The organism is Stenotrophomonas sp. CFBP8980 (assembly GCF_034046095.1).
GTDB classification, from domain to species: Bacteria; Pseudomonadota; Gammaproteobacteria; order Xanthomonadales; family Xanthomonadaceae; genus Stenotrophomonas; species Stenotrophomonas lacuserhaii.
In genome coordinates, this window is sequence record NZ_JAXCXF010000001.1 from 1,247,098 (window position 1) to 1,261,972 (window position 14,875).

Sequence of the window (14,875 nt, forward strand, 5' to 3'; positions counted from 1 at the left end):
GACGGCCCGGAGGGGGCCGGCCAGGGCGGCCGGCATCGCTATGCTCGGCGAGCAGCATCCTGATCCATCTGCACACGCGACGGATTCCCGGGATCGTAAATAATCTGCATCGTCTCCCGCGGAATCGTCGCCAGATCAAGCAACGGCACGTAGCGCCGGATCACCGCGCGCTGCGGCTGTCCGGCCACATCGGTAAACCGCAGCTGGAACTCCACCTGCGGCTGTTCGTTGAAGAACGCACCGGTCTGGCGCACGTCGTCGATGATGGCGACGGTGCCCACGCCCCGATACTTCAGCGCGTTGCCCGCTGCATCCGCCTGCAGCCGGCGCATCAACAGTCGTATGCCAACCACGAACACCCACAGCACCAGCGGACAGATCAGCAGCGGATGCCCGAGGCTGAGAAACGTCCAGCCCAGTCCATCGTTCTGCAGCTGCCACGCCACGCCGTACGCACTCGCGACCACTGCCACGAACAACACGCCGATCGAAACGCGCAGCCATAACGTGCTGTGGTTGATCTCCGGCGTGCCGCCTTCCAGGGACATGTTGGGATAGGGGCCGGGCGAGCGGCTCAAGCGGGCGGGCAGCGTGCGGCCGACCTCGTAGCGCCGCTGCATCGGCTTGCTGTCCACCAGCACGAGTTCATCGGTGATGGGCGTGCCGGATAGATTGTCGAAGGCCAGGCGCAGCCGCAACTGCGGGAAACCGTCGACGCTGCCCGGCAGGCTGACCACCTGTTCGATAAGTGCGTTGCGCGGCTCACCGCGGGTCAGGATGTCGTGCATCCGGCGCACCGAGCGGACTCCGGCAAGCACGAGGGTGTCCACGTAGACGTAAAGCAGGCCCAGCCACAGGCCCATGGAGACGGCCAGCATCGTCAGCGCCCACCCCGGCGCGACGCGGGCGTCCAGCGGCACGGGGTAACTGACCTGGCCGTACATCATCACGGGCAAGCCGACGGCGAACATCAGCGCGAAGAACAGCAGGAATGCACCCCAGAACCAGAGTGGATTTTTCACGGCCATGTGAGGGGAGTACAGGGGAGGGCAGCGTACTACAGGGGTGTCAGGGCCTTGTCGGGAGTGGCGTTGGGGGCACGCGCAGCCGGTGACGTTTGAGGGCACTATAAGGACGACACAGCAGGAGCACGGGACCCGATGAGAAGGACAGCGGTAATCGCAGGATGCGTAGTAGTTGTAGTGGCAATCGGCGGTGCGCTCTTGTTCTGGCGTGGCGATGCGCAGCCCGGGACGGTGTCGGCTGTTGAAGCGGAGCTTGTCGGCGGTGTTGCAGGCAGCGCAATGCCCGTCGCACGGCTCACGCCCCGGCAGCCTTCAGGCCGCCCCGGATCCTCCGCCTACGATCCAGCCATGCTGCAGCAGGTGGGTGCGAAGGCCTATAGCATCCACCGCCCCCCGGCATGGCGGGCGGCCGGGGACGCGAAGCAACAGGTGCTCGCGCTGAAGCCCCGCTCGGACGCGGGTGACGGTCTCGCCACGTATGAAATCTAGCTCGCGGTGCGTGACTGCAGGAATCTGATCTCCGGGGAACCCGAAGCGAGCTGGCAGGCCATGCGGCGCGCTGGCATGCGACCCGATCCGGACTTCCTGAGCAAGCTGGAGGTGCGCCTGGGCGAGTGCGTCGCCCTGAGCCAGGACCCCGCGCTCTACCGGGCGCCATGGCTGGCGCGCGCGGCCGAGCAGGGCTCGGTGGAGGCGCAGCTGCTCTACGCGATCGACGTGCGGACGGCGGTGGGCGCGTCGTCGGCAGCGGAACTGGCTGAGCGCGAGGAGGACGTGCTGGCCTGGCGTGAGACCTCCCTGCGCTACCTGCATGCGCTGGCGGACGGTGGCAACGTGGAGGCGCTGTCAGGCCTGCAGAGCGTTCATGAAAGTGGTTACCGGACCGTCAAGGATCCGGTCGCGGCTTACGCCTATGGGCAGGTACTGCAACGGCTGAGCCCCACGTTCTGGTCGGATGCGCTGCTGGCCCAGTCCCGCCAGGCCCTGTCCCTGGACCAGCAGCGGATGGCCGCCGAGCAGGCGGAAGCGATCTATCGCCGCTGCTGCATGCTGCCCCGGTCCGGTGATTGACCGGCTGTTCCCCAGCCCCTAGAATTGCCTGCTCAGCCGGAATAGCTCAGTTGGTAGAGCGGCGCATTCGTAATGCGTAGGTCGTAGGTTCGATTCCTATTTCCGGCACCAGTTGTACGAAAAGCCCCGGCCTTGGTCGGGGCTTTTTGTTTGTTTGCGTTGGCGCCGACCCAGGGTCGGCGGCAGTCGGTTGCCCACCTCTCCACCCTAAGTCGGCTTCCCGGACACTCACCGACATCCTCCCTTCCGGAGCGCGTGCGACGTGTGCTATGAAAGCCATGCCTCGCTTCAAGGTTCTTTCAAGGATTGGAAAGATGACTGCGTTCGGGAGACGGGTCGCAGGTGCGTTCGCGCACATTGCGGCGGCTGCAACCAGTAGGCTCCGGGCCGGTTCGGTAGCGCTCTGGAGCTGCGCCCTTCTAGCCGGGCTGTCCTGGCTTGCGCCGGCTTCGGCGCAGACAACGGTCCGCTACCTGCATACCGATGCACTGGGATCGGTCGTGGCCAAGACGGATGCCAATGGCAACGTCATCGAGCGGATGACGTACGAGCCTTACGGCGATGTTGTCGGGGAGGATCTGACTGACGGTCCCGGGTATGCCGGACATGTGAGCGATGCCGCTACCGGTCTGACTTACATGCAGCAACGGTACATGGATCCGCAGTTGGGGATGTTCCTGTCTGTGGACCCGGTGACGGCGTTTGAACAGCCTGTGGGGCAGTTCAATCGATATCGGTATGCGAGCGGGAATCCATATCGCTTTACTGACCCAGATGGGCGTCAAGCGCTGGGAGCGCCGAAGGACTTCTACAATCCTGTAACAGCTGAGCAAGCCCGGCAGATCCTCCCTGCAGTTGCCGACTTCACTCCTGTCTTGGGTGACGTCAAAGGTATTGTTGAGGCAATCCAAGCTCCAACACCTGCGAATATTGCTGGGGCGGCAATTGGTCTGGTCCCGCTTGCAGGTGATGCCGGGAAGGCAGTCCTGAAGCATGGTGACGAAGCCGCGAAAATAGGACGGAAACTCGCCAGCGAGCAGAAAGGTGCTGGAACGATTTATGTCGATTCCAAGGGAAACGCGATCCCGACACCTCCAGGTGGGAAAATTGAAGGATCTCCGGATGGCCGTTTCGTTCAGGCGAAAGGGCCTGATGGGCAGCCTACTGGGGTGCGTATGGATGGAGGACATAACCATCAACCCATCCCGATCCGCGAGCGCAGCAGCCGCATGGTCATGTTCCAGGGGTAACCAATGCCGACGGGACCCCTTGGCTTCCAATAAAACAATAATAGAGGAGCTGCGTGGAACATGGATAATGATGCAGGGCTCATCAAGATGACGATGCTTGTTAGAGATTTTGCACTCGGCACTGTCAACGCCCAGAGCTTCATTGACGAGTACTCCAACTTCTACTATTACGAGGCGTTGGACGGGCACGAGGCTTCAAGCGCGATGCATTATGGAGATATGGTACGGCCAGGTCCGGCTGTTGAGTTGCACCGCCGCATTCAAGAGGAAGTTGTGAACAAGATTTCGCTTGATCCGGAGTTTTCAGCCGAAGCATTGAAGATGGCAGGGCGACTGACGGCCAGTGAAGCCCGAGAGCGTGCGCTTCGGATCTGTACAGACGTCGGAATTGACGCTGTACTGTCGGCGGTAGGCCCCGCTTGAGTAGATGGTTCTGGGATATCCAATGGATGCCATGCGGATCGTACTGGTCGGAGAGCTTCTCAATGCCCCAGTGGGTTGCCTAGTAATGCGTAGGTCATAGGTTCGATTCCTGTTTCCGGCACCAGTTGTACGAAAAGCCCCGGCCTTGGTCGGGGCTTTTTGTTTGTTTGCGTAGGCAACGCCCTCCGGGCGCTCAGCCCACTACCCGGTTGCGCCCGCTCTGTTTGGCGGCATACAGGTGGTCGTCCGCAACGGCGAGCAGCGCGTCGAAGTCCGGATTTCCACTGGTGCCCGCTGCAACCCCTGCGCTCAACGTGGCGTTGACGGGCTCGTCCCCGACGGTCCGTGCGGCCTGTTCGAACGCCGCTCGAAGCCTTTCTGCTGCCTCTACCGCTCCGGCGTGGTCCACGTCCGGGAGCACGCACAGGAACTCCTCCCCGCCGAGCCGGAATACCCAGTCCTTCTTCCGCAGAGAATCCTCCGCGACGCGGGCGGCCAGCACGATGACCTGGTCGCCGATGGCGTGCCCGAGACGATCATTGATGCGCTTGAAGTGGTCGATATCAAAATAGATCATTGCGCGGGAGCGTCCAGTGGACCTGTCGCCCCGTTGCCACGCCGCCTTGCGATCTTCCAGGAAGCGGCGGTTGTACAGGTTCGACAGAGGGTCGCGGATGGAGGCCTCGTAGAGCTGCTGGGCGGCCCGTTCCTTGCTCATCGTCACCATCAGCGCGCTGGCGAGCAGCACTTCGATGAGGATCTGCGCGTTGAAGAACACGACGGCCCACGTCTCAGCCGGCGCAGCACCAAGGGGTTGCGGCAGCCATACGGTGAAGGGCAGCGCCAGCACGGCCAGCGTGCTCGCCACCAGGAAGACCATGCCGAGCGACCGCCGCGACGGCAGGCCCGGATCCTGTTCCCGCAGCAGCTGGTAGGCAGGCAGCCCGGTATACAGCGCAACCAGGCCGATGCGCAGGGTGGCGTTCAGCGCCTCCATCCCCAGCCGGTCGAACCACACGAACGCGGCAGCAAGCCAGGCCAGCGATGGCAGCAGCAACCAGCCCCATCGTGCGTTGTGCCCGAAGAATGCGCGTACTGCCTGCCATCCGAACGCGAACGCCAGCGAGATGAAGAAGGCCCCCAGATGCAGCCCCGTCTTGCCTGGAAACGCGCTGGGATGGACCAGGAAAGCGCAGCCGATCGCCCCTGCGGCGAAGGGAGCCGCGAACCAGGCAATGCGTCGGCCGGTCGGCCGGACAGCCCCCAGGAGCACCGCGATGAGCAGGAGGACGACCGCGCTGTAACCGAGGAGGGTGGGGATGTCGACCATCAGTTGGCTTGATAGGGGGCGCGGTGCTGCGCGGTTGCGGCCCGGGTGCTGGAGCCGGAGTCGGAAGTCCTGCTGGACGGGCAACGATCGCCGCGTTGCATTCAATGGGTAGAATACGTCGGCCCGATGGAGCGTCGGCTGAAGCCAGCGGGCGCAGCGGGCGATGTGCTCACAAGACGAGACGGGGACCTTCAATGCAGTCTGGCTCATCGGAGCAACACACGAAGATCCTCGTGGTGGAGGACGACCACGAATTACGCGACCAGATCCTGGTGCCGGACCTGATTGACTTGGGTTTCGATGTCCAAGCGGCCGGCAGCGCGCTTGAGATGTATCGGCAGCTGATGCGGGGGCGCGTGGACGCCGTCGTGCTCGACGTTGGGCTGCCTGATGAAGACGGCTTCAGTGCATTGGCGCATCTGCGGCAAAGCGATGACGTCGCTGTCGTGCTGCTCACTGGGCGCTCGGGAAGTGCGGACCAGATCCGCGGACTGGACGGCGGTGCCGATGCCTATCTGGTCAAGCCGGTGGAAAGCGAAGTCCTTGCCGCTACCCTGCGCAGCGTGTTGCGTCGCCGTGGGCGGGAAACAGCCGGGCGCGCAACCGCCACGGTGCTGAAAGCCTCCGGCTGGAGCCTGGCGCTGGAAGGCTGGCGTCTGACCTCGCCGGCAGGAAAGCAGGTCCAGCTTTCGCACGCCGAGCTGCTGCTGTTGGCGGCGTTGATGCGTACCCCGGGGGCGGCCATGTCGCGCGATGAGCTGACAAAGAACATCGTCGCCCAGCTTCCCGAGTTCGACCCGTATCGGCTCGAGATGGTCGTCCATCGGCTGCGACGGAAGGTGGAGGAAGGCGCCGCGCAACCGCTGCCGGTGCGTTCCATACGTTCAATCGGCTATGCCTGGGCCTCGTAGCCGGCTGTCTTCACCGTTTATTTCTTTTTATCTCACGCGATGAAAACATCCGTGATTGAGTGGTAAACAGTCGCTGCTTATAGTGCGCGCCTCGCAATGGGGCGCTCGGCAGCTCGCCGCAGCATCGTGCTTTCTCCCGCTCCGACCGCTGACGCCAGCGGTGCGCTTTCGTGCGCGTGCGTGATCTTCGCAATTGGCTTGTGCCGCCGCACCAACAGGGGTTCCAAGGATATGGCTCGTCAGCTCGCACGCTCTCCGCAAGGGCGCTTCCGTCGTTGCTTTGGTTTCGGGTTCTGGTTGATGGTGCTGGTGGCCCTGGCGCCGCTGACCGCATTCGCCCAGCTCGCCCCGCGCCACAGCTTCAACGTCCGCGGCGATGTGGCCATGGTCGGCAACGCCCTGTTGACCTGCGCCACGTCCGGCACGGGCTCGGCGAACTGCGCCAGCCAGCGCATGAGCAACAGCACCGGCGGCAACGGCAACCGCGTGATGGAGTTCATCAACGTAGATGCGGACGGGCTCCCGTCCACCGTGCCGGCGAACTCCTCCGCGGCCACCTTGAGCGTGCCGGCAGGCGCGCGGATCCGCTCGGCTGGCCTGTACTGGGGCGCGCGAGCGGGCAACACCGATGCCGCGCGGCGGACGATCCAGCTGCGGGTGCCTGGTGGCACCTACCGCTCGGTGACCGCCAGCGCTGCCGACCTGAACACCTTCAATGATCAAGGCGATACGAACGCCAACCGGCCCTACACGGCTTACGCGGACGTGACCGCGCTGGTCGCCGCGTCGGGCAACGGAACCTACTACGCCGGTGGGCTGACTGCCGTCACCGGGAACGGCGGTGGGCTCGGGAACTACGGTGGCTGGGCGCTGATCGTCCTGTACGAAGACGACAGCAAGCCCTTCCGCCGCTTGATGGTGTTCGACGGCAACGCCGGTTACGTCAGTGGCGGCAATGCACAGTCGGCCTCCGTGTCGGGTCTGCTGACGCCGGCAAGCGGTCCGTTCAATGCCTTCATGGGTGCCCTGGTGTGGGAAGGCGACGGCGACATCACCGGTGACGCATTCCAGCTGAGCGGCAACGGAAACGTGCTCAACGCAGGCGCTGTCAGCGATGCGCTGAGCCCGGCCAACAACTTCTGGAACAGCGGCATCACCCGTCTCGGTGAGCGCTTCACCAACAAGACACCCGACTACGCCAACCAGTTCGCTGTCGATCTGAAGCTGGTCGACATTTCAAACAATGCGGCGAACGCGGCGTCTGCCCGCCCGCGGCTGGCCAACAGCGCCACCGGCGCCACCCTGACGTTCACCAGTACCGGCGATGCCTACTTCCCGCATGCGCTGGTGTTCGTGACGGACCTGTTCGTGCCCGATCTGGTCAGCTCGCTGGACAAGACGGTACGCAACCTGACCCACCCGACCGGTCCGTTGCGGCGCGGCGACATTCTTGAGTACACCATCTCCTTCCAGAACAGTGGCCAGGATGGTGCGACGCGCACCACCGTCCGCGATCCGATCCCGACCCACACGGCGTTCGTACCGGGCAGCCTGCGCGTCGTCGCGGATGAGGGGCGGGGCATCAGCACCGGTGAGAACCCGGCCGAGACCGATTCGGCGGGCGACGACGTCGCGGAATTCGACGCTGCTGGCAACCGTGTTGTGTTCCGCGTGGGTGCAGGCGCCGATGCGACCAATGGCGGCCTGTTGACGCCGGGGCAGGGCGCAACGCTGCGCTTCCAGGTCAAGGTCAGTGACACGGCGCCGGATACGGCGCAGATCATCAACAACGCCGAGGTCACCCACAACGGCCAGACCGTGGAGGTGCCCGATGACTACGAGGGACGCGCCTCGGCCACCATCGGCCCGGTCGAAGTGCCCGCCATTGCCGCAGTGGATTTCTGTCCTGCCGACGGTGGCATTTTCGGCGTGGTGAACGGAGCGGGCTTCCGACGTTACGTTCCGGGCGCCAGCACCGACGAAGCCGTGGGTGACCTGGCCATCAGCCTGCCCGGCAACCTCAACGGATTGATGGTGGATGCCGCGCGCAACCGCCTGTTGTTCCACACCCGGGCAAACGGCTCCGGCGGTGAAGTGTGGGCGTATGACGCCAACAATGGCGGCTGGTACCAGACCGGTGCGGTGATCGCCGCGGACCTGCCGCGCGCTGGCATGACACGCGAAGGTATTGGTTACATGGTCACCGCCGTCAGCGGCAGGACCGCCCGCATGTATCGGCTGGACCCGGCGGGGACGTTTGGTTACACCCCCGGTGCCCCCACCACGTTGACCTACGACGTGGCCCCGTCGGATACCGGCTCGGGCGACATCGCCTTCGACCAGGATGGCATCGGCTGGCTTGTCGCCGGTTCGGATCTCTACCGGGTTGATGTGGATGCCGGCACGGCCACCCTGCAGCAGCGCTTCACGGGAGCGCCGAACGGTGCCTTCTATGCCGGCGCGGCGTTCGGCGCGGATGGCCGGCTGTACGTCGTGGTCAACGCGACGGGCAACTACTACGCGATGGACCTGGCTACCGGCACCATGACGCTGGCGGGCAATTCGTCCCTGGCCAGCGGCGGCGACCGCGGCCGCGACCTGGCCTCGTGCAGTTTCCCGGCGATCGCTCCGCCCCAGCTCCAGGTCGACAAGGTGCTTGGCGCCGTGAACGGCGGCGCGCCGGGCACCAGTGTGGCGCCGGGCGACGTGCTGGAGTATGAGATCCGCATCCGCCACGTCGCCGGTTCCCAGGCCGCCACCCTGTTTGCAGGCGATGTGGTCGAGGGCGTCCCCGCGAACACGACGTTCCTTCCGGCCGGCAGCGACTTCACGTGCAGCGCCGCCGTGTGTTCGAACACCAACGCGGTCAACATCACGGCCGGAGGCTCGGTCACGCTGCGCTTCCGGGTGCAGGTGGCGGCCACGGTGCCAAGCACGGCAACGGCGATCCGCAATGAAGTGGCCGTGCAGGGCAACACGCCCGTGGACTGTGCCGCGACCGGCAACGACTGCGAGGAGACCACGCCGCTCACGCTGACGCCTGGCCTGGCCTCGACCAAGGCGCTGAGCCTGGTCAACGGCGCCGCGCCCAGCGGAACCGTCGCTGTCGGTGATCTGCTGACCTATACGGTCACCGCGACGAACACGGGCAACATGGTGCTGCCTTCGGTTGTCGTGGCCGATGCACGCATCGTGCCGGCCAGCATCACCTGCACGGATCTGGCGCCCGCCGCCGCGTGCGTTCTGTCCGGCGTCTATACCGTCAGCCAGACCGACGTTGACACCGGACTGGTCCGCAACACGGCCACGATCACCACGCCGGGCACCGACGGGGTCTGCCCCGTCGGCAACAGCAACGCCTCGTGCAGTCCCACCCTGGAAATCCCGGCTGAACCGGCGCTGCCTGCATTGACGATCGTCAAGACGGGCAGCGCCCCGGCTACGTCCGCCGTCGGTGACACGATCACCTACAGCTTCCTGCTGACCAACACGGGCAACGTGACGTTGAACGCGCTGGCGGTCGTCGATGACAAACTGGCCACGCCCCCGGTGTGCCCGGTGACCACGCTCGCTCCGGGAGCGAGCACCACCTGCACGGGCACCTACACCCTGGTCCAGGCTGATCTGGATGCAGGCCGCGTCGTGAACACGGCCCATGCGGAAGGCACGCCGCCGGCGACGCCCGGCAATCCGAACCCGCCGCGCGTGCCGAGCCCGGAAGACGAGGAAACCACGGACCTCACGTCGGCCCCGGCGCTCACCATCGTCAAGACCGCGGGCCAGCCCAGCGGCACGGCTGTCGGCAGCACCATCGCCTATTCCTTCCTGGTGACCAACACCGGCAATGTCACGTTGACCGGCATTGCCGTGGTCGACGACAAACTGTCCTCCGCGCCGGTCTGCCCGGTGACCACGCTTGCTCCGGGAGCGACCACCACCTGCACGGGCACCTACACTCTGGTCCAGGCTGATCTGGATGCAGGCCGCGTGGTGAACACGGCCCATGCGGAAGGCACCCCGCCGGCGACCCCGGGCAATCCGAACCCGCCGCGCGTGCCCAGCCCGGAGGATGAAGAGACCTCCGTGTTGCCGGCGATGCCGTCGTTGACGCTGGTCAAAACGGCCGGATCGCCGAGCGGCAACGCCGTAGGCTCGACGATCCCCTACAGCTTCCTGGTGACCAATACCGGCAACATCACCCTGACCGGCGTTGCCGTGGTCGATTCGAAACTGACCACGGCGCCGACCTGTCCCATCTCCACGCTCGCACCGGGCGCGACGACCACCTGCACCGGCTCCTACGTGCTGACTCAATCGGACCTCGACGCCGGGCGCGTGCTCAACACGGCTTACGCGGAAGGCACGCCGCCGGCCACCCCGGGCAATCCGACCCCGCCGCGGGTGCCGAGCCCGGAAGACGATGAAACCACCGAGCTTGCCCAGACCCCGGCACTGACGTCGGTGAAGCAACTGGCGGGCAATGCGGACGAGGACGCCTCGAGCACGGTGACCCTGGGCGACACGCTGACCTACGCGGTCACGGTGACCAACACGGGCAATACGACGCTCGCCAGCGTCACGGTGTCCGATGCCCGCATCGTCCCCTCGACCACCACGTGTTCCAACCTGGCACCCACGCTCAACTGCGTGCTGACCGGCACCTACCGTGTCAGCCAGAACGACATGGACAGTGGCCTGGTCCGCAACACTGCCGTGGTGTCCACCCCGGGCAACCCGTCCTTGTGCCCGGCGGGCAACACCAGTGCGCTCTGCAATCCGACGCTGGACATCCCTGTGGACGCGCCGGCGCCCGCGCTGAGCATCGTCAAGTCCGCGGCCACCCCGACCGGCAACGTCGTCGGCAGCACCATCGCCTACACCTTCGTGGTCACCAACACCGGCAACGTCACCCTGAGCGGCATTGCCGTGGTGGATGCCAAGCTGTCCGTTGCCCCCGTCTGCCCGGTCACCACGCTGGCACCGGGTGCGGCCACGACGTGCACGGGCAGTTACACGCTGGTCCAGGCCGATCTCGATGCAGGCCTGGTGGTCAATGCGGCCCATGCCGAAGGAACGCCGCCGGCGACGCCTTCCAACCCCAATCCGCCTCGCGTGCCGAGCCCGGAGGATGAAGAAATCACGCCGTTGCAGGCGACGCCAGCACTGACGATCGTCAAGACGGCGGGCACGCCCAGTGGCAACACCGTGGGCAGCACCATTGCGTACTCCTTCCTGGTCACCAACACCGGCAACGTCACGGTCACCGGCGTTGCGGTCGTTGATGACAAGCTGGCGCAGGCAGCGCTTTGCCCCACCACCACCCTGGCCCCGGGCGGAACCACCACTTGCACCGGGACCTACACGCTGGTCCAGGCCGACCTGGATGCGGGCCGGGTGGTGAACGTGGCGCATGCCGAAGGCACGCCGCCGGCGACGCCGTCGAACTCCAACCCGCCACGCGTGCCCAGCCCGGAAGACGAGGAAACGACGGACCTGCCGTCAGCCCCGTCGCTCTCGATCGTGAAGACCGCTGGGCCGCCGTCGGGCGCCACGGTCGGCAGCACCATCGCCTACACCTTCGTGGTGACCAACACCGGCAATGTCACCCTCAACGACATCCGCATCGTGGACGCGCAGCTGGCAGCGGCTCCGGTCTGCCCGACCACCACGCTGGCCCCGGGTGCCGCCGTTTCGTGCACGGGCAGCTACACCTTGAGTCAGCTCGATCTCGATGCGGGCCGGGTAGTGAACCGTGCGCATGCCGAAGGCGTGCCGCCGGCGACCCCGGGAAATCCCAACCCGCCGCGCGTGCCCAGCCCGGAAGACGAGGTGATCGTGGACCTGCCGGCGGCACCGTCGCTGAGCATTGAAAAGACGGCAGCTCCGGCCAGCGGCAACGCAGTGGGCAGCACCATCGCCTACACCTTCCTGGTCACCAATACGGGCAACCTGACGTTGACCGCGGTCAACGTGGTGGACAGCAGGTTGGCCACTGCACCGAGCTGCCCGGTTACCGTGCTGGCGCCCGGTGCGAGCACGGTCTGCACGGGCAGCTACACCCTGGTCCAGGCCGACCTGGATGCGGGGGAGGTGGTCAACACCGCCCATGCCGAAGGCACGCCGCCGTCAACGCCGGGCAATCCTGGCTCCGGCCGCGTCACCAGTCCGGAAGACACGGTGCGCACTCCGGTAGCGCAGCTGCCGGCACTGGAATCGACCAAGCTGCTTTCCCGCAATGCCGATGAAGACGGGTCGGGCACGGTGAGCCTCAACGACACGTTGACCTACACCATCACCGCCACCAATGCCGGCAATACCACGCTCAAGGACGTGGTCGTGACCGACAGCAGGATCACGCCCGCAAGCGTCACCTGCGCGGCCCTTGCGCCCGCAGCGAGCTGCGTACTGACCGGCACCTACCAGGTCAGCCAGGCGGATGTGGTCGCAGGCAACGTGCGCAACGTGGCTGCCATCGTCACGGCAACGCCCGGCCTGTGCGAAGCCGGCAATGATGATCCGATCTGTTCGCCGAGCCTGGACGTTCCGGTGCTGGCCTGGGACATCGACGCCGTCGATGACCGTGACCGCACGCCGCAGAACACCCCGGTGACCACCCCGGTCCTGCAGAACGATCTGCTCGACGGCAGGGCGGTCGACCCCGCGACGGTGCAGGTCAGTGAACTGGTCCCGCCGACCAACGGTTCCATCGTGGTCAACGACGACGGCACCATCACGTATACGCCCAACCCCGGTTTCTGGGGCGAGGACAGCTACGAGTACCAGATATGCGAGCGCGCCAACCCGACCAACTGCACCACCGCCCGCGTGGTCATCGCCATCGATCCCAACCGGGTTGAAGCGATCGACGATGCAGGCCGCACCGAGCCGGGTGTTCCCCTGCAGCTGGTCGTGGTCGGCAACGACCGCAGCCACGGCGCGCCGCTGGATCCGGACTCCGTGTTGCTGATGACGCCGCCGGCGAACGGCAGTGTCACGTGCGCGGCAGGCAGCTGCAGCTACACGCCGGCGCCCGGTTTTGCCGGCACCGACACCTATGTCTACCGGGTGTGCGATACCTCGTACCCCACGGCACTGTGTGCTGACGCAACCGTTACGGTGGACATCGAAGGCACGGCCTCGCTCCGGCTGACGAAGTCGACCACCTCGCGCGACATCAAGACGGGCGACCTGGTCCGTTACAGCGTCACGATCGAGAACGTCGGCACGGTGGATCTGTCCGGCGGCAGTGTCCTGGACACCCCACCGGCTGGCTTCACCTACGTCGAAGGCTCGCTGGCTGCCAGCGACGCGCGATCGACCGTCGTTGCCAGTGGCTTCAACCCGATCCGCTTCGACGGGATCGATCTGAAGGTCGGCGACCAGATGACCCTGGTCTACCTGATGCGGGTGGGCGCAGGGGTGCAGCGGGGCGTGCAGATCAACCGTGCGCAGGCGCTCGATGGAACCGGACAGCCGGCGTCCAACGTGGCCACGGCGGAAGTGGTGCTCGATGCCGATCCGCTGCTGGATGAAAGCCTCGTGTTCGGCACCGTGTTCGACGACCGCGACGGCGATGGCTGGCAGGACAGCGCGGCATTGACGGGTTTGAAGGTGCAGGGTGGTTTCGCAGCAGGCGACTACATCGGGGGATCGACCCTTGTCGACAATGGCGATGGCACCGGCTTGTTGCCGGTCGCTGATGCGAGCGCCCCGTTGTTGCGCGGCCTGTCGCTGGGCCGCCTGAGCGGACGTCAATCGGTGGCTGACCCGGCGGAGCGCCACGTGCTGGTGATTCGCCAGCGGCTGCGCACCGCTGCCTTCACCGACGACTTCATTCTCGAAAGCGACCAGGGCATCCGTGTCCGCATGGCTGCCGATGGCAGCACGCGCATCGAGATGCGGGGCGATGCAGCGAAGGGGCTGACGGCCGCAGCGCCAGTGGTCGAGCGCCGCTCCGTCGTCGAGGGCAACGAGGTCGTCGTGGATTACATCATCCGCAACGAAGGCATCGATGAGCGCGGCATTCCGGGCGTCCGCCTGGCATCGGTGGAAGGGCTGCTGATCGAGACCGACCAGTTCGGCCGCTATCACCTCACCGGAGTCGATGGTGGAGCATGGGCCCACGGGCGCAACTTCATCCTGAAGGTGGATCCTTCCACCCTGCCGGCCGGTGCGGGATTCACCACGGCCAATCCGCTGCTGCGGCGGGTTACGCCGGGCGTGCCGGTGCGCTTCGATTTCGGCGTGCGCATGCCCGAACCGATCCGCGCCGACGCGCAGGCGGTGGAGCTGGAACTGGGCGAGGTGCTGTTTGCCCCGGACAGCGCAGTCGTGCGGCCCCGCAATGGCGCGGTCCTCGACAACATGGCCGCGCAGGTCGAAACCCACCACGGCGGCGACGTGCTGATCCGGGGCGACGGCAACCAGGCGCTGGGCTACCAGCGCGCCGTTGCGGTGCGGGATGCGCTGGTTGCACGGCTCCCGCCTGAAGTGGCTCAACGCACCTCCATCAGCGTGCGCGGTGACCTTGGCGATCCGGCCAGTCGCTCACTCACGCTGCAGGGCGCGGACACCCTTCTTGGGACCGTGCTTTTCGATACCGACAAGGCCGAGATCAAGCCCGAGTTCGGCCCGCTGATGGAGCAGGTAGCGGCGGCCGTCGTGCAGGCGAAGGGACGCGTGATTGTCACCGGCCATACCGATGTGCGCGGTTCGCACGCCTACAACAGGCAACTCGGGCTGCGCCGTGCCCAGGCTGTGCAGCGCGCCATTGCGGCGAACCTGCCGCCCGGGACGGTCCAGGCAGTGAACGTGGAATACAACGATGACCCGGCAACCCCTGCCGAGCACGGTCGCTGAGAAGGA

The 14,875-nt window shown here is 65.9% G+C and carries 7 protein-coding genes and 1 tRNA gene; 6 read left to right on the forward strand and 2 right to left on the reverse strand.

Annotated elements, in window-relative coordinates:
- Positions 1-38: 38 nt before the first annotated feature.
- On the reverse strand, positions 39-1,022 hold the full coding sequence (locus SOM47_RS05515; RefSeq protein WP_320504975.1) for a hypothetical protein: 984 nt from the start codon (positions 1,020-1,022) through the stop codon (positions 39-41).
- 567 nt (positions 1,023-1,589) lie between these two features.
- On the opposite strand from SOM47_RS05515, the gene SOM47_RS05520 reads away from it, so the two are divergent.
- The 4 genes from SOM47_RS05520 to SOM47_RS05535 all read left to right on the forward strand — a co-directional run bounded on the left by SOM47_RS05520 (position 1,590) and on the right by SOM47_RS05535 (position 3,769).
- Positions 1,590-2,096, forward strand: coding sequence for a hypothetical protein (locus SOM47_RS05520; protein WP_320504976.1), 507 nt, complete (start codon positions 1,590-1,592; stop codon positions 2,094-2,096).
- 35 nt (positions 2,097-2,131) lie between these two features.
- Positions 2,132-2,207: transfer RNA gene (locus SOM47_RS05525), tRNA-Thr, on the forward strand.
- Between the two features lie 389 nt (positions 2,208-2,596).
- The gene (locus SOM47_RS05530) at positions 2,597-3,346 is read left to right on the forward strand and encodes an RHS repeat-associated core domain-containing protein (RefSeq protein WP_320504977.1); all 750 of its coding nucleotides are present in this window, start codon (positions 2,597-2,599) and stop codon (positions 3,344-3,346) included.
- A 60-nt stretch (positions 3,347-3,406) separates the two neighbouring features.
- The gene (locus tag SOM47_RS05535) at positions 3,407-3,769 is read left to right on the forward strand and encodes a hypothetical protein (RefSeq protein WP_042613149.1); all 363 of its coding nucleotides are present in this window, start codon (positions 3,407-3,409) and stop codon (positions 3,767-3,769) included.
- 193 nt (positions 3,770-3,962) lie between these two features.
- On the opposite strand, the gene SOM47_RS05540 is transcribed toward SOM47_RS05535, so the two are convergent.
- A complete protein-coding gene (locus SOM47_RS05540) occupies positions 3,963-5,099 on the reverse strand; it encodes a GGDEF domain-containing protein (protein ID WP_320504978.1) in 1,137 nt (378 codons plus the stop codon).
- Between the two features lie 194 nt (positions 5,100-5,293).
- Between SOM47_RS05540 and SOM47_RS05545 the strand changes: the two genes are divergently transcribed.
- Complete coding sequence (locus tag SOM47_RS05545) at positions 5,294-6,010, forward strand: response regulator transcription factor (RefSeq protein ID WP_320504979.1); 717 nt, start codon at positions 5,294-5,296, stop codon at positions 6,008-6,010.
- Positions 6,011-6,241: 231 nt separating this feature from the next.
- Positions 6,242-14,869 carry a CLIPPER-2 domain-containing protein gene (locus SOM47_RS05550; RefSeq protein WP_320504980.1) on the forward strand — a complete coding sequence of 2,876 codons (8,628 nt, stop codon included), beginning with the start codon at positions 6,242-6,244 and terminating at the stop codon, positions 14,867-14,869.
- Positions 14,870-14,875 lie beyond the last annotated feature (6 nt).